Source organism: Chromatium okenii (assembly GCF_002958735.1).
GTDB lineage: Bacteria > Pseudomonadota > Gammaproteobacteria > Chromatiales > Chromatiaceae > Chromatium > Chromatium okenii_A.
In genome coordinates, this window is record NZ_PPGH01000033.1 from 1 (window position 1) to 15,163 (window position 15,163).

At 49.5% G+C, this 15,163-nt stretch carries 23 protein-coding genes; 3 read left to right on the forward strand and 20 right to left on the reverse strand.

What is annotated here, in order from left to right:
- From CXB77_RS05965 to CXB77_RS05980, 3 genes are all read right to left on the reverse strand, one after another.
- Window positions 1-1,514, reverse strand: a 1,514-nt coding sequence (locus tag CXB77_RS05965) for a toprim domain-containing protein (protein ID WP_172452562.1), incomplete at its 3' end; no start/stop codon positions are given.
- On the reverse strand, window positions 1,451-2,086 hold the full coding sequence (locus CXB77_RS05970) for a hypothetical protein (RefSeq protein ID WP_105073179.1): 636 nt from the start codon (window positions 2,084-2,086) through the stop codon (window positions 1,451-1,453). The genes CXB77_RS05970 and CXB77_RS05965, both read right to left, overlap by 64 nt.
- 842 nt (window positions 2,087-2,928) lie before the next feature.
- The gene (locus CXB77_RS05980; RefSeq protein WP_105073181.1) at window positions 2,929-3,168 is read right to left on the reverse strand and encodes a DUF1640 domain-containing protein; all 240 of its coding nucleotides are present in this window, start codon (window positions 3,166-3,168) and stop codon (window positions 2,929-2,931) included.
- 68 nt (window positions 3,169-3,236) lie between these two features.
- Between CXB77_RS05980 and CXB77_RS05985 the strand changes: the two genes are divergently transcribed.
- Window positions 3,237-3,794, forward strand: coding sequence for a hypothetical protein (locus CXB77_RS05985; RefSeq protein WP_105073182.1), 558 nt, complete (start codon window positions 3,237-3,239; stop codon window positions 3,792-3,794).
- 41 nt (window positions 3,795-3,835) lie between these two features.
- Here the strand turns inward: CXB77_RS05985 and CXB77_RS05990 are convergent, their stop codons facing one another.
- The 10 genes from CXB77_RS05990 to CXB77_RS06035 form a co-directional block, all read right to left on the reverse strand.
- Complete coding sequence (locus CXB77_RS05990; protein WP_172452563.1) at window positions 3,836-4,411, reverse strand: helix-turn-helix domain-containing protein; 576 nt, start codon at window positions 4,409-4,411, stop codon at window positions 3,836-3,838.
- 61 nt (window positions 4,412-4,472) lie between these two features.
- A complete protein-coding gene (locus CXB77_RS19615; RefSeq protein ID WP_172452564.1) occupies window positions 4,473-4,640 on the reverse strand; it encodes a hypothetical protein in 168 nt (55 codons plus the stop codon).
- 328 nt (window positions 4,641-4,968) lie between these two features.
- On the reverse strand, window positions 4,969-6,078 hold the full coding sequence (locus tag CXB77_RS05995) for a hypothetical protein (protein ID WP_172452565.1): 1,110 nt from the start codon (window positions 6,076-6,078) through the stop codon (window positions 4,969-4,971).
- 234 nt (window positions 6,079-6,312) lie between these two features.
- The gene (locus CXB77_RS06005) at window positions 6,313-6,684 is read right to left on the reverse strand and encodes a hypothetical protein (protein WP_146108732.1); all 372 of its coding nucleotides are present in this window, start codon (window positions 6,682-6,684) and stop codon (window positions 6,313-6,315) included.
- Window positions 6,657-7,223, reverse strand: coding sequence for a hypothetical protein (locus tag CXB77_RS06010; protein ID WP_105073187.1), 567 nt, complete (start codon window positions 7,221-7,223; stop codon window positions 6,657-6,659). Before CXB77_RS06010 ends, CXB77_RS06005 begins: the two co-directional genes overlap by 28 nt.
- 109 nt (window positions 7,224-7,332) lie before the next feature.
- Window positions 7,333-8,241: a hypothetical protein gene (locus tag CXB77_RS06015; protein WP_105073188.1), complete on the reverse strand. Its 909-nt coding sequence runs from the start codon at window positions 8,239-8,241 to the stop codon at window positions 7,333-7,335.
- A 28-nt stretch (window positions 8,242-8,269) separates the two neighbouring features.
- On the reverse strand, window positions 8,270-8,485 hold the full coding sequence (locus tag CXB77_RS06020) for a hypothetical protein (protein WP_105073189.1): 216 nt from the start codon (window positions 8,483-8,485) through the stop codon (window positions 8,270-8,272).
- Window positions 8,482-9,249 carry a hypothetical protein gene (locus tag CXB77_RS06025; protein WP_146108733.1) on the reverse strand — a complete coding sequence of 256 codons (768 nt, stop codon included), beginning with the start codon at window positions 9,247-9,249 and terminating at the stop codon, window positions 8,482-8,484. The genes CXB77_RS06020 and CXB77_RS06025 overlap by 4 nt, the downstream gene beginning before the upstream one ends.
- A complete protein-coding gene (locus CXB77_RS06030) occupies window positions 9,249-9,815 on the reverse strand; it encodes a hypothetical protein (protein WP_105073191.1) in 567 nt (188 codons plus the stop codon). The genes CXB77_RS06025 and CXB77_RS06030 overlap by 1 nt, the downstream gene beginning before the upstream one ends.
- Window positions 9,816-9,932: 117 nt before the next feature.
- The gene (locus CXB77_RS06035) at window positions 9,933-10,379 is read right to left on the reverse strand and encodes a hypothetical protein (protein ID WP_105073192.1); all 447 of its coding nucleotides are present in this window, start codon (window positions 10,377-10,379) and stop codon (window positions 9,933-9,935) included.
- A 2-nt stretch (window positions 10,380-10,381) separates the two neighbouring features.
- Between CXB77_RS06035 and CXB77_RS19125 the strand changes: the two genes are divergently transcribed.
- Window positions 10,382-10,624, forward strand: a complete 243-nt coding sequence (locus CXB77_RS19125; RefSeq protein ID WP_146108734.1) for a hypothetical protein — start codon at window positions 10,382-10,384, stop codon at window positions 10,622-10,624.
- Window positions 10,625-10,756: 132 nt separating this feature from the next.
- Here CXB77_RS19125 and CXB77_RS19130 read toward each other — a convergent pair whose 3' ends face one another.
- The 3 genes from CXB77_RS19130 to CXB77_RS06055 all read right to left on the reverse strand — a co-directional run bounded on the left by CXB77_RS19130 (window position 10,757) and on the right by CXB77_RS06055 (window position 12,582).
- Entirely contained in the window at window positions 10,757-11,038 is a 282-nt protein-coding gene (locus tag CXB77_RS19130; RefSeq protein ID WP_146108735.1) for a hypothetical protein, read from the reverse strand.
- A 117-nt stretch (window positions 11,039-11,155) separates the two neighbouring features.
- Window positions 11,156-11,497, reverse strand: coding sequence for a hypothetical protein (locus tag CXB77_RS19135; RefSeq protein WP_146108736.1), 342 nt, complete (start codon window positions 11,495-11,497; stop codon window positions 11,156-11,158).
- Window positions 11,498-12,342: 845 nt separating this feature from the next.
- Window positions 12,343-12,582, reverse strand: a complete 240-nt coding sequence (locus tag CXB77_RS06055; protein WP_105073181.1) for a DUF1640 domain-containing protein — start codon at window positions 12,580-12,582, stop codon at window positions 12,343-12,345.
- A 68-nt stretch (window positions 12,583-12,650) separates the two neighbouring features.
- Between CXB77_RS06055 and CXB77_RS06060 the strand changes: the two genes are divergently transcribed.
- A complete protein-coding gene (locus tag CXB77_RS06060; RefSeq protein ID WP_105073195.1) occupies window positions 12,651-13,088 on the forward strand; it encodes a hypothetical protein in 438 nt (145 codons plus the stop codon).
- Between the two features lie 294 nt (window positions 13,089-13,382).
- Here the strand turns inward: CXB77_RS06060 and CXB77_RS06065 are convergent, their stop codons facing one another.
- From CXB77_RS06065 to CXB77_RS06085, 4 genes are all read right to left on the reverse strand, one after another.
- Window positions 13,383-13,691, reverse strand: coding sequence for a hypothetical protein (locus tag CXB77_RS06065; protein WP_105073196.1), 309 nt, complete (start codon window positions 13,689-13,691; stop codon window positions 13,383-13,385).
- Window positions 13,675-13,986 carry a hypothetical protein gene (locus CXB77_RS06070; RefSeq protein WP_105073197.1) on the reverse strand — a complete coding sequence of 104 codons (312 nt, stop codon included), beginning with the start codon at window positions 13,984-13,986 and terminating at the stop codon, window positions 13,675-13,677. Before CXB77_RS06070 ends, CXB77_RS06065 begins: the two co-directional genes overlap by 17 nt.
- Window positions 13,987-14,315: 329 nt before the next feature.
- Complete coding sequence (locus CXB77_RS19620) at window positions 14,316-14,615, reverse strand: hypothetical protein (protein WP_105073199.1); 300 nt, start codon at window positions 14,613-14,615, stop codon at window positions 14,316-14,318.
- On the reverse strand, window positions 14,608-14,940 hold the full coding sequence (locus CXB77_RS06085) for a hypothetical protein (protein WP_146108737.1): 333 nt from the start codon (window positions 14,938-14,940) through the stop codon (window positions 14,608-14,610). Before CXB77_RS06085 ends, CXB77_RS19620 begins: the two co-directional genes overlap by 8 nt.
- Window positions 14,941-15,163 lie beyond the last annotated feature (223 nt).

Genomic DNA, 15,163 nt, shown 5'->3' on the forward strand with positions numbered 1-15,163 from the left:
TGAGGATCGCCCGTCGTCGCCACGCCATCCTGCGCTTGAATTCCGACCACGTTCAAATCTGGAAACCGGCTTTTTAGATACACTTCAAACCCGTGCACCAAATTCGCAGAATCCGTTGAAATTAAAACTTTTTTGCCGGATTCAATTGCTTGAATGGCAGCATTCACATTGGTTAAAAATGATTTGAAAATCGCTTTTTTATTGCGCGGTTTTTCGACCACCACGAAGACATGAATTTGGCGTTGCAACAATTGTTCCAACACGATTATGTCTAGCGTGGATAAATCAGCATCAACGCCAATCACTAATTGGGCGACTTCCAATAATTCTGCGAGTTTTTTCAGAATAGCAGCGCCGGTCTTTTTCATCGTGCCGTCAGGATCGTGAATTTCCCGCAGCATTCTCGAAACCTCATCCAACGCAATAAATAAGTCGCTGATTCCGGCTCCAGTGGCAATCGAAAACTTAGGATTATTCAACGAGTTAATGACCATTGCGAGGCGACTTGATCCACCAGAATCAGGGTTTTGATAATTGGTGAGATTTAATCCGCTGCTTAAATCTTGTGCTAAAGACACACGCGGGGTTAATGCTAAAACCCGGCGCATTATCAATGCAAACTTGCGCAGCAACCCAACGGTTTTTTTAGCGCCGTGCGGCGCTTTGGTTAAATAAATCGGATGTTGTTTTAATTTGGAATCAACGGCGGTTGCGTTAAATTTATCAATCGCTTTTCGATTTTTGAGAATGCGAGCACGAGCCGCGTCGATTGAATCAACATATTCGACCGACACTGATTTGGGGATTAAATTTTGATCAAGTGCAACGCCGCTGATCGCAGTGGTAGCAGCATTTTTTTCGAGCCGGAAAGTCTCAAATCCCAGCGCTACTTTATTGATTGCCGGGTGCGCTGCCGCAAGCGAGTCGCGTAAATGTTCCCAGCGCATTGCGGTCGGGCAGCGCCAACGATGTTTGAACAAGGCTTGCTGCGCAGCCTTCGTGACCTCGCTATCGGAAAGTTTCGCCAAATCAGCAATGGCATCCTGAACCGCAGCAGGCAAATCGACAGGATCGCCAACCGCCGTGATCGGTGCAAAATCGACCTCAACCGTTGCGGTTTCCACAACGGTCGCAGCCACTGGCATTGCAGCGGCAGCAATGTCGTACGCGTCACCAACCGCAGCAGCGCCACCGATCACCAGCAAATCGTTGAAATCGGTCGCGTTTTCCGCGTTTTCAAAACCAGAAAAGTCTGGGTATGCCAACACTGCGCCAACGGCAGCAGCTGCGTCCTTTGCGGGTTTGGCCGGTGAGGTTTTGCCCTTTTCGAGGTCGGCCGCAATAATTATCCGAGCCGCTGGGTACATCGCCCGCAGCGCAGTCGCAACCTTGCCGATGTTGCCGAGCGAGCGAGCCGCAACAGTGGCATAACACCATGATTCGTAAAGCGTTAACGCCGTCGCAATGCCCTCAGCGATAACGATCGTGAGGTCTTTTGCCGTGATTGGTGGCAACGCGGTTGGAGCCCAATATCCGCCGGCAGTGGCGCTACCTGCGAGTACGACTTTTTGCCAGCGGCATCAATGAACTCGACCGACGAAAGTTTCCCGTCGATCTTGATTGGCACAACCAACAAATCGCCAGCGAGTGCTTTTCCGTCTTTTTTGAGCGAATAGCCAACGATTTCATTGGCTTGCGCGGTCGAGATATGGCGCAAGGTTTCGACCGGCCGAACCTGTTTGCGATCAAGATATTTGTCTTGATCGACCGGGCGACCGGCTGTCCAAATTTGAAGGGCGATTGCTGCTGCGTGGGCGTGTTTCGCAGCAGTTTCTTTTTCATAGGCGGCAGCGCGGGCAGCGTTTTCCGCAGCGATCGCTTCTCGCTCGGCATGGGTGATTGGGGTTGATTCCAGTGATTCCGGCTTAGTAATGGCGATTTTGCCATTGTCTGCGCCGTGCCAAATCCCATAAGCGCCGGTAATGTAATCAGCGCCACTGGCACGATAGCTGGCTAGGTGATACCAGCCGCGTTTTTTCGCTGTCCTCAGTAGTTTTGACCTTGCGCGGATTGGGCGTATCGACATAAACATGACCGCCGGGGATCAGTAACCCGTGCGCGGTTAGCTGGTTGAGAATCTTGATAATTTTGATAAATCATGCAGCGCCTCCTGCTGCGAGAAGGCGCGAAACTTGATCGGCAACTGCGGAAAAATCTTTGTTATAAACTGAGTTTATGGCGTATAATTTTTTCATTGGTTTGGTCACTTGCCAAACCTGTCAAATCCACTAAACTAGAGACGGGACAGGATAGACGTTAGTTGTTGTAATCTATTGAAAATCTCAGTTCAGAATCATCGCGGTCAAGCAAATTCATCTGTATTGAGAAATGACTTCCGAATCCCGTATTAAAAGCCGCCTAAAAGGCGGCTTTTTTCGTGTCTGAAATTCGGCTGGCGTTCATTTTGCGCCCATGAACAGAATTGTCAAGGCGATCCGCCGGAAAAGTCGGTTTTTTGAGTGACAGCAGTCGTTTGTGCGTTTTTCGCACAGTATGGCAAGCCATACGTTTTGTATCGTGGTCAATACATTTTATATGGATTGCGCTTAACGCAATTTTGATTAGCATTTTAATGAAAATAATGGTCGCCAACCATTTGAAAATAAAGATTTGTGCAACTTACAAACTGGATTAAATCTGCCTGTAAATGGCAAAAAAACCCACTGACCGGATTTTTTCTAGTCAGTGGGTTTTGCGGTTCACAGACCAACTTTTAGTGGGTTTGTCAGGTTACGGAGTGTCAAAAGTCACTTTGTCAGGGATCACGATTTGCGTGATTCCTCCGTCACTGAAATCGTGACGGTTGGCGCGTGATCCAACTTTTCCCGGCGCAGGTATGGTGGAAATCACCATGCCCGGCGCAGGGCATCAAAGTAGTTTTACCAGAGCAGCGATCAACGCGGCTTGCGCCATAAGCAGCCCAGCAACCCACTTAATCAGGTCGCCTTTGGTCGCCTCTAAACGAGAATCCAAATAATCCCGCGTGACCAATTCTTCACTGGTCGCCTCACGAAAGGCCTCAGCAATCGCCTCGGCTTGCGGCAGTGGCATTCCCGCCGACTCCAATTTTTTCGCAAATTTCAAAGTGTCGAAAGTGATCGTAGTCATCTTTTGTTCCCAGTTGTGGATTTAATCGACAATACTTTTATCAAGGTTTTGCAACAGATGGAATCAATATGGCAGCACTCAGCAATGCCGAGCGGCAGCGCCGGTATCGTGAAAACCTTCAAAACAAAGGCCTCGCAAATCTGAGTTGTGCAATCAGCGCCGAGGCAGCGCAGCGCCTCAACGAACTGGCAACATCCAATAACGCCAGCATTGCCGCAACGCTTGAAAGTTTAATTTTGAACCGGAATGAAACCCAGATTGAAATCACGAAAAAACCGGATTCAATTGAAGATCGTTTAGCTTCAATTGAAGATCGTTTAACTGAAATTGAAAATGCTGATCAATCGACGCAAAACGCAACGCATAACGTTATGAGTGTCACAACTGCTAACGTAACCGATAACCAGTCAGTGATTGATTTTATTGAGATTGCGCCAATTCCGGCAGCAAACCCAGCGCCAACATGGGAACTGCCAGCAGCGATCAAGATTTTCATTGCTGAATTAAAAACTCAGGGCTATTCCAATTCAAAAATAGCGCGGAAAGTCTTGAAAAAGTTCGGCGGAATCGACCGTTTAGCGGAAGAAGGTCGGGCATTGTTAGCAAAAAAACCTAGTCCACAATGAATTAACTGCTGCCGGATTGATGCGGAATTAAATAACGCAGTTTATTCGATAATCTCAGGCAGTGAAGCCTTTGATTTTTCTAACATAATCGACGAAATTTCTTCCAGAATTGCCTCGAATTCATCTGACAATAGCCTGAAAACCTTTTCGGGGTCCTCGGCAACCGCGCAGATTAGTGGCGCAAGGTACGTCGGGCCGTGTTCCATTTGTTGCCGGATGACTTGGCCGATGTCCTTAAAAAGGAATTCGACCTCCGCTCGGTCAACCAGTAGACCTGCCGCTTTGTCGATTTCAATGTTCGCCAATTCCGCCTTCGCCTTTTGTAACTTGTAGGTCTCGAATTTTAGAGCACCGCTTAACGCCGCAGCGGGCGTGGTTTCGACTGTGTCGCCAGTAGATTTGCCCAGCTCGAATTGCGCTGCTCTTGCGACATGATGCGGCAGTGGGCTCGCAGTTTCGAGCCGCTCAAAATGGCAGCGCACCGGGTCGATCGAACCGTCTTGGTTTGGAGTAATACGACCGTCTTGCACCCAGCGCGAAACTGTTTTGCGGTCGACGCCTTCGCGCCGGGCGAATTCCGCTTGCGAAATTGAGAATTTGAAACCCATGGGTTTCAAAAATCTAGGTCGACGCCTTCGCGCCGGGCGAATTCCGCTTGCGAAACCGATTCTGATTCAGTCATGAGCGAACCACCACCAAATCCCAAAGCGACTGCCGTTCTTCCGGGCTAAGGTCTTGATAATAATCAGCAAACTCTAAAGTTTCTTGATCAAAATCCGCAACCCGGTCGATTCCAAAGGCAACCCATGCCGGTTCAACATCATCGTTTTTTGCTATTGATTTCATTAACTTATCTCATAAACTTCAACAAAAAACTGCGGTGGCGTACTGTACCGCCACCGCAAAAGATCAATCAACCAACCAACCAACCTATCGGGTCCTTCAAACATCACGAGCAACAAAAAATATAAATCTTTGATTTTCACCAAGTTTCTGGATTGCGGGCAGCGCAAACCGGACGGCGCTGCGACTTACGAAAGTCACGGCAAAATCGAACACGGCTTTAATATGAATCGAGTCGATTCAGTAAAAATTTGGAGCATTGGCGAAGCCGTACTCGACAAATGTCCCAATAAAATCACTGGGTTAAGCGCCGGGTCTGGCAACAAAAAGCCTAGGTTTCGTCCGCCCAATTCCGGCGTCGATCCGGTCCGGATGGCCGAATTCCCAGCTGCCGCAGCTTGGTGAGGTGCGGGGGGTAAGAGCGCGTGGGCTGGTTTTGCTCCGAAAGTAGGCGCAAATCCCGCCGCTCCAGATAATCGAGCAGCTCCGAATCGAGAGGCAGCGCTGGCAAGTTTGGCGAAAACCGCATCTTGGTATTCAGAAAAGTCGGGCCGCTTGCAATAATAGACGGCGCATCATTTTCTGAATTGAACAAACGCTTTTCAGGTGCTTCAATTGAGTCATCATCCAATAAAATTTTGAGTACGGCATTGCGCTCTGCTCGATAGCACGCTGCCGTTAAAGATTTGATCGTTTCTGCCAGTAAATCGAATCGATTATTCTTCAATAATTGCCGAGAAAACGTCACGAATCCGCCAACGGTTTGCACTTCGAGGTCATTACCTTCAACGGTGACAATTTGGCGATCAAGTTGATTTGCTTCAAAGGGATTAGACGGCAGCTTTTTTAATTCGAGCGGCATGACTTGAAACGTTGCTGCTGGTCGAAAGTCAACTAATTGAGTCTGGGCGCACCACTCACGATGCGACAAATCATAGCCCGCAGGATTCGTCACGAAAATTGACGCGGCATCATTCAAAGCCGAAACAAAATCCTTACTATTCAACGCCCGGTTGAATCGCTTCGACCGTTCGCCCAGACGAGACACAACAACAGGATCATCATTCGGGTAGATTCGATCGGAGTCGGCCGCCTCGTATTCGCCATCGGCCACGAGCGCCAATTCCGCTGCGCCGACCGCGTCTAAATGCGCTGCTGATGGATGTCGATTTTTATCGAAACCCCAACGACTTAGAATCGAATCAGCAACGACATTGCGCCGGGTTGCTTCAGGGGAGCGGGCGATTGACAGGATTGACGGCGGATTGGGCAGCGCCCGGGTCATCAATTGACCGGCTAAATTCCGGTTGAAATACTGGCCTTCGATGTTACTCATCGACTTTCTCACCACGAAGTTTCCGGGCGACGTTCTCGGCGCACCGCGCCGAGACACCAAACGCTGTCGACTGGTTCCAAAATTCTTGAACTTCCTGAACTTCAACGGTGTGGCCTAGGCTGGCCGGAGGTTCCGGGTGATATACCGGGATAGCTCGCTGCCCCTCAATGTGATAGGCGACGACTTTCGTCAGGAAAAGGTCGCCCTTCCTGTTAACGATATGGATGAATTTATCTGAAACCGCCGGAATAGTGGTTACGGGCATTTCATTCTCAAAATTAATTATTGGCATGATTGGATTTTAATCGACCGAGCGCTGAAATTTCCACTAGCAAAACTTCAGTGGGTTGATAGCAAAATTGAATAGATTGCCCTTTGCGAATTTGGAACCCGCGCTGCGTTTTCCGCTGCCATCAAACAGTCGCTCACAATTTGATTTGGCGCTGCGCCGGTTTTAATCGACGCAGCTAAAACTCCGGCAGCGGGCCAATCGGATTCAATGCCAGTCGCCAGCGCCGCTTTTCGCAAAAGATCATTGCGTTGTTTCAATGCGCCACTACCGCGCAAATCCAAAGCCGCTGCCGGATCAATACCCGCACCAATTTTGCGGATTGCAGCGCCGAGCCACTGACGCAGCGCCGGATCAGGGCACTGCGCAGCGATCGTTTCGAGCCGAGCGACCGTCACGCGGCAGCACCGAGTGAATTCCATTCGGCAGCAGCCGCCTCAATCTCGTCCGCCCAGTCTGGACGCGGGGCTGGAGCGATTCCCAGAGCAGGCGGGACCGGCGGATTCTTAGTGATTTGATTTGCCTTGAATTCGGCAAGGTCGAGAGCCTTCTCAATCGTTGCCGCTGGATTCCGGCCGTGATCAGCGCGTTTTGCAAAAAGCCGAGAGTCATCTCTGCCGTCGCAGATTCGCCCGTAGATTTTGGCAGCGTCCTCGGCAGCGGCTTGATTGCGCAGCGCGGTTTCAATTTGACGGCGGATCGCCACCAAGACTTTCGACCGAGATAATCCGGGGGCCGCCTTCAAAAGTTGTTTCGCTGCGATGCTGGGATTGATCCGTCCGGCGGAATTTGTCGAGATAGTGCCATCGGCCACCATCTGCGAGATGCGTTGCCTCGTGATCCCGAAACAACGGGCAGCGTCGATTTGTCGCAGCCAAATTGCACCCGCGTCAAGTTCCAACGGGAATTCATCGCAAGTCCCGAAACCAGTTGCTGAAGTCGATTTATCGTTAAATTTCATACGGTTGTCCAAAGATTAAATTGTTTGTAATGTGACCTATGTCCCGGGGGGGCCGCCTAGCCGTAATCCGCGCAGTTAGCACCCGTAACGCTTTTTTCTGGATAAGTACCTACTCACGTTTTGGGCGATTCGGAATCTCAACCGCCTGAATCTTTGCTTTGAAATCCACTTCAAAATCTACGGTTGGATCAAGGTTGGCAGTGGAATTCTTTATAGGCGTGAGGTGATCTAGGTGATCTTCGCTGGCTGATTTGTTGACCGCCGAATCTGCACTGCTGATCGTTGGATCAGGGTTGGCAGTGGAATTCTTTATAGGCGTGAGGTGATCTAGGTGATCTTCGCTGGCTGATTTGTTGACCGCCGAATCTGCACTGCTGATCGTTGGATCAGGGTTGGCAGTGGAATTCTTTATAGGCGTGAGGTGATCTAGGTGATCTTCGCTGGCTGATTTGTTGACCGCCGAATCTGCACTGCTGATCGTTGGATCAGGGTTGGCAGTGGAATTCTTTATAGGCGTGAGGTGATCTAGGTGATCTTCGCTGGCTGATTTGTTGACCGCCGAATCTGCACTGCTGATCGTTGGATCAGGGTTGGCAGTGGAATTCTTTATAGGCGTGAGGTGATCTAGGTGATCTTCGCTGGCTGATTTGTTGACCGCCGAATCTGCACTGCTGATCGTTGGATCAGGGTTGGCAGTGGAATTCTTTATAGGCGTGAGGTGATCTAGGTGATCTTCGCTGGCTGATTTGTTGACCGCCGAATCTGCACTGCTGATCGTTGGATCAGGGTTGGCAGTTTTGAATTCTTTAAAGGGTTTTAGTGTTGCTGCTGAGTTGATCGCCCCGTCGCAACTGGAATCTTTGAGCGCGGCAGCGGTTGGATCGACACTGGCAGCGGGATTGATCGGTCGCCCGAATAGCGCCAAACGTGACGCTAATCCAAAGGTTTTAACGCCATTGCTTTCAAGGTATGAAATCCAATCCGCCTGATCCTTGCGAGCGGCTTGAATCGCCAACATCAAATGCAGCCCGGGCGCAGTGACTTGATCATTTTTTCGACTTCTTTGGTTCAGTGGCGACCCGGTATGTTTGCGGGCGAATTCGTCGCAACCATAAACCGCAGCGCCGCAGCGCATCATTTGCCCAGCTAATCGGTTGTTTCGGTTCCGACTGAAAACCGCAGATTTTTGCAGCGGCGAGAATTGCTGCGGTATCAGTGCCCCGCAAAGCCGACCACGCCGCGAGTGCGCCGGCACTAGTCACTTCGCCTTCAAAGGTTTCGCGGTCGATCCTAGCGCCGCAAACAACGTATGAATGGCACTAATCCTTGCCCCGTCGCCCGCCCGACCCGCAATGTTCAATCCTGATTCGACCTCACGGCGGTCGCGTTCAGTGACGGCAGCGGGCGCTGAGATCGCGTCGAAATTTTTATTGAGGCCGCGCAGTTCGCCCCGGTTGTATAAATCCAAATCCGCTTTGGTTAAAGGGCGCAGCTGCGCGGGCGCATCCAATTCAAGCGCGGGCGATTTGACCGGCGGTAATTGACCGAGCGCGGCGCGAATTTCAAATCGTTCAATTTGTGCGGATTCGATTTTATCCGGCGCGTAACGGGTTTTTAATGTGCCATAACGGGCAATATCAATATCCGCAGCGTTAATGATTGCGTCATCAAAATTTTCATCAGAATCGCCCCGGATTGCAGCAATAATTTCAGCGCCGGCCGCTTCTGCATCAGGGTCTATCGTGTAATCAATTACAACCGACCAGCCCCGCGCCTGTAACAGATAAGGCAGGTGTTGCCCGTAATTATTAAGTTGTTGATTTTTTAGCGATTTGAACTTGCAAACATTGACATCAAATTCGGTCGCTGGCACTGCTTTGAATCCAATTCCATCACCGCCTAGCTTTTCAATTGAGCGGGAATTCGCATCCAGTTGATTTAGGATTTCATCTAAATCAGTTTCGAGGCTTTTCATTCCACTCAACCCAATCGCCAATTCCCATAATGGCGCAGGTCGGTCGCGCATCACCATTTGGTTGAAAGCGGCCGGCTCGACCACGCATAATAAAAACCGAAGTGGCTTTCAAAGTGGGCGATATTCAAACTAATCCCCGATTCGACCGCTGGCGACGTGATTAAAACATCAATTCCTACGACCTCATTATTGATGTCATTTAATAGCCGCAAAACATGAGGATCGCCCGTCGTCGCCACGCCATCCTGCGCTTGAATTCCGACCACGTTCAAATCTGGAAACCGGCTTTTTAGATACACTTCAAACCCGTGCACCAAATTCGCAGAATCCGTTGAAATTAAAACTTTTTTGCCGGATTCAATTGCTTGAATGGCAGCATTCACATTGGTTAAAAATGATTTGAAAATCGCTTTTTTATTGCGCGGTTTTTCGACCACCACGAAGACATGAATTTGGCGTTGCAACAATTGTTCCAACACGATTATGTCTAGCGTGGATAAATCAGCATCAACGCCAATCACTAATTGGGCGACTTCCAATAATTCTGCGAGTTTTTTCAGAATAGCAGCGCGGTCTTTTTTCATCGTGCCGTCAGGATCGTGAATTTCCCGCAGCATTCTCGAAACCTCATCCAACGCAATAAATAAGTCGCTGATTCGGCTCCAGTGGCAATCGAAAACTTAGGATTATTCAACGAGTTAATGACCATTGCGAGGCGACTTGATCCACCAGAATCAGGGTTTTGATAATTGGTGAGATTTAATCCGCTGCTTAAATCTTGTGCTAAAGACACACGCGGGGTTAATGCTAAAACCCGGCGCATTATCAATGCAAACTTGCGCAGCAACCCAACGGTTTTTTTTAGCGCCGTGCGGCGCTTTGGTTAAATAAATCGGATGTTGTTTTAATTTGGAATCAACGGCGGTTGCGTTAAATTTATCAATCGCTTTTCGATTTTTGAGAATGCGAGCACGAGCCGCGTCGATTGAATCAACATATTCGACCGACACTGATTTGGGGATTAAATTTTGATCAAGTGCAACGCCGCTGATCGCAGTGGTAGCAGCATTTTTTTCGAGCCGGAAAGTCTCAAATCCCAGCGCTACTTTATTGATTGCCGGGTGCGCTGCGCAAGCGAGTCGCGTAAATGTTCCCAGCGCATTGCGGTCGGGCAGCGCCAACGATGTTTGAACAAGGCTTGCTGCGCAGCCTTCGTGACCTCGCTATCGGAAAGTTTCGCCAAATCAGCAATGGCATCCTGAACCGCAGCAGGCAAATCGACAGGATCGCCAACCGCCGTGATCGTGCAAAATCGACCTCAACCGTTGCGGTTTCCACAACGGTCGCAGCACTGGCATTGCAGCGGCAGCAATGTCGTACGCGTCACCAACCGCAGCAGCGCCACCGATCACCAGCAAATCGTTGAAAATCGGTCGCGTTTTCCGCGTTTTCAAAACAGAAAAGTCTGGGTATGCCAACACTGCGCCAACGGCAGCAGCTGCGTCCTTTGCGGTTTGGGCCGGTGAGGTTTTGCCCTTTTCGAGGTCGGCCGCAATAATTATCCGAGCCGCTGGGTACATCGCCCGCAGCGCAGTCGCAACCTTGCCGATGTTGCGAGCGAGCGAGCCGCAACAGTGGCATAACACCATGATTCGTAAAGCGTTAACGCCGTCGCAATGCCCTCAGCGATAACGATCGTGAGGTCTTTTGCCGTGATTGGTGGCAACGCGGTTGGAGCCCAATATCCGCCGGCAGTGGCGCTACCTGCGAGTACGACTTTATTGCCAGCGGCATCAATGAACTCGACCGACGAAAGTTTCCCGTCGATCTTGATTGGCACAACCAACAAATCGCCAGCGAGTGCTTTTCCGTCTTTTTTGAGCGAATAGCCACGATTTCATTGGCTTGCGCGGTCGAGATATGGCGCAAGGTTTCGACCGGCCGAACCTGTTTGCGATCAAGATATTTGTCTTGATCGACCGGGCGACCGGCTGTCCAAATTTGAAGGGCGATTGCTGCTGCGTGGGCGTGTTTCGCAAGCAGTTTCTTTTTCATAGGCGGCAGCGCGGGCAGCGTTTTCCGCAGCGATCGCTTCTCGCTCGGCATGGGTGATTGGGGTTGATTCCAGTGATTCCGGCTTAGTAATGGCGATTTTGCCATTGTCTGCGCCGTGCCAAATCCCATAAGCGCCGGTAATGTAATCAGCGCCACTGGCACGATAGCTGGCTAGGTGATACCAGCCGCGTTTTTTCGCTGTCCTCAGTAGTTTTGACCTTGCGCGGATTGGGCGTATCGACATAAACATGACCGCCGGGGATCAGTAACCCGTGCGCGGTTAGCTGGTTGAGAACATCTTGATAATTTTGATAAATCATGCAGCGCCTCCTGCTGCGAGAAGGCGCGAAACTTGATCGGCAACTGCGGAAAAATCTTTGTTATAAACTGAGTTTATGGCGTATAATTTTTTCATTGGTTTGGTCACTTGCCAAACCTGTCAAATCCACTAAACTAGAGACGGGACAGGATAGACGTTAGTTGTTGTAATCTATTGAAAATCTCAGTTCAGAATCATCGCGGTCAAGCAAATTCATCTGTATTGAGAAATGACTTCCGAATCCCGTATTAAAAGCCGCCTAAAAGGCGGCTTTTTTCGTGTCTGAAATTCGGCTGGCGTTCATTTTGCGCCCATGAACAGAATTGTCAAGGCGATCCGCCGGAAAAGTCGGTTTTTTGAGTGACAGCAGTCGTTTGTGCGTTTTTCGCACAGTATGGCAAGCCATACGTTTTGTATCGTGGTCAATACATTTTATATGGATTGCGCTTAACGCAATTTTGATTAGCATTTTAATGAAAATAATGGTCGCCAACCATTTGAAAATAAAGATTTGTGCAACTTACAAACTGGATTAAATCTGCCTGTAAATGGCAAAAAAACCCACTGACCGGATTTTTTTCTAGTCAGTGGGTTTTGCGGTTCACAGACCAACTTTTAGTGGGTTTGTCAGGTTACGGAGTGTCAAAAGTCACTTTGTCAGGGATCACGATTTGCGTGATTCCTCCGTCACTGAAATCGTGACGGTTGGCGCGTGATCCAACTTTTCCCGGCGCAGGTATGGTGGAAATCACCATGCCCGGCGCAGGGCATCAAAGTAGTTTTACCAGAGCAGCGATCAACGCGGCTTGCGCCATAAGCAGCCCAGCAACCCACTTAATCAGGTCGCCTTTGGTCGCCTCTAAACGAGAATCCAAATAATCCCGCGTGACCAATTCTTCACTGGTCGCCTCACGAAAGGCCTCAGCAATCGCCTCGGCTTGCGGCAGTGGCATTCCCGCCGACTCCAATTTTTTCGCAAATTTCAAAGTGTCGAAAGTGATCGTAGTCATCTTTTGTTCCCAGTTGTGGATTTAATCGACAATACTTTTATCAAGGTTTTGCAACAGATGGAATCAATATGGCAGCACTCAGCAATGCCGAGCGGCAGCGCCGGTATCGTGAAAACCTTCAAAACAAAGGCCTCGCAAATCTGAGTTGTGCAATCAGCGCCGAGGCAGCGCAGCGCCTCAACGAACTGGCAACATCCAATAACGCCAGCATTGCCGCAACGCTTGAAAGTTTAATTTTGAACCGGAATGAAACCCAGATTGAAATCACGAAAAAACCGGATTCAATTGAAGATCGTTTAGCTTCAATTGAAGATCGTTTAACTGAAATTGAAAATGCTGATCAATCGACGCAAAACGCAACGCATAACGTTATGAGTGTCACAACTGCTAACGTAACCGATAACCAGTCAGTGATTGATTTTATTGAGATTGCGCCAATTCCGGCAGCAAACCCAGCGCCAACATGGAACTGCCAGCAGCGATCAAGATTTTCATTGCTGAATTAAAAACTCAGGGCTATTCCAATTCAAAAAATAGCGCGGAAAGTCTTGAAAAAGTTCGGCGGAATCGACCGTTTAGCGGAAGAAGGTCGGGCATTGTTAGCAAAAAAACCTAGTCCACAATGAATTAACTGCTGCCGGATTGATGCGGAATTAAATAACGCAGTTTATTCGATAATCTCAGGCAGTGAAGCCTTTGATTTTTCTAAACATAATCGACGAAAATTTCTTCCAGAATTGCCTCGAATTCATCTGACAATAGCCTGAAAACCTTTTCGGGGTCCTCGGCAACCGCGCAGATTAGTGGCGCAAGGTACGTCGGGCGTGTTCCATTTGTTGCCGGATGACTTGGCCGATGTCCTTAAAAAGGAATTCGACCTCCGCTCGGTCAACCAGTAGACCTGCCGCTTTGTCGATTTCAATGTTCGCCAATTCCGCCTTCGCCTTTTGTAACTTGTAGGTCTCGAATTTTAGAGCACCGCTTAACGCCGCAGCGGGCGTGGTTTCGACTGTGTCGCCAGTAGATTTGCCCAGCTCGAATTGCGCTGCTCTTGCGACATGATGCGGCAGTGGGCTCGCAGTTTCGAGCCGCTCAAAATGGCAGCGCACCGGGTCGATCGAACCGTCTTGGTTTGGAGTAATACGACCGTCTTGCACCCAGCGCGAAAACTGTTTTGCGGTCGACGCCTTCGCGCCGGGCGCGAAATTCCGCTTGCGAAACCGATTCTGATTCAGTCATGAGCGAACCACCACCCAAATCCCAAAGCGACTGCCGTTCTTCCGGGCTAAGGTCTTGATAATAATCAGCAAACTCTAAAGTTTCTTGATCAAAATCCGCAACCCGGTCGATTCCAAAGGCAACCCATGCCGGTTCAACATCATCGTTTTTTGCTATTGATTTCATTAACTTATCTCATAAACTTCAACAAAAAACTGCGGTGGCGTACTGTACCGCCACCGCAAAAGATCAATCAACCAACCAACCAACCTATCGGGTCCTTCAAAATCACGAGCAACAAAAAATATAAATCTTTGATTTTCACCAAGTTTCTGGGATTGCGGGCAGCGCAAACCGGACGGCGCTGCGACTTACGAAAGTCACGGCAAAATCGAACACGGCTTTAATATGAATCGAGTCGATTCAGTAAAAATTTGGAAGCATTGGAAGAAGCCGTACTCGACAAATGTCCCAATAAAATCATGGGTTAAGCGCCGGGTCTGGCAACAAAAAGCCTAGGTTTCGTCCGCCCAATTCCGGCGTCGATCCGGTCCGGATGGCCGAATTCCCAGCTGCCGCAGCTTGGTGAAGGTGCGGGGGGTAAGAGCGCGTGGGCTGGTTTTGCTCCGAAAGTAGGCGCAAATCCGCCGCTCCAGATAATCGAGCAGCTCCGAATCGAGAGGCAGCGCTGGCAAGTTTGGCGAAAACCGCATCTTGGTATTCAGAAAAAGTCGGGCCGCTTGCAATAATAGACGGCGCATCATTTCTGAATTGAACAAACGCTTTTCAGGTGCTTCAATTGAGTCATCATCCAATAAAATTTTGAGTACGGCATTGCGCTCTGCTCGATAGCACGCTGCCGTTAAAGATTTGGATCGTTTCTGCCAGTAAATCGAATCGATTATTCTTCAATAATTGCCGAGAAAACGTCACGAATCCGCCAACGGTTTGCACTTCGAGGTCATTACCTTCAACGGTGACAATTTGGCGATCAAGTTGATTTGCTTCAAAGGGATTAGACGGCAGCTTTTTTAATTCGAGCGGCATGACTTGAAACGTTGCTGCTGGTCGAAAGTCAACTAATTGAGTCTGGGCGCACCACTCACGATGCGACAAATCATAGCCCGCAGGATTCGTCACGAAAATTGACGCGGCATCATTCAAAGCCGAAACAAAATCCTTACTATTCAACGCCCGGTTGAAATCGCTTCGACCGTTCGCCCAGACGAGACACAACAACAGGATCATCATTCGGGTAGATTCGATCGGAGTCGGCCGCCTCGTATTTCGCCATCGGCCACGAGCGCCAATTCCGCTGCGCCGACCGCGTCTAAATGCGCTGCTGATGGATGTCGATTTTTAT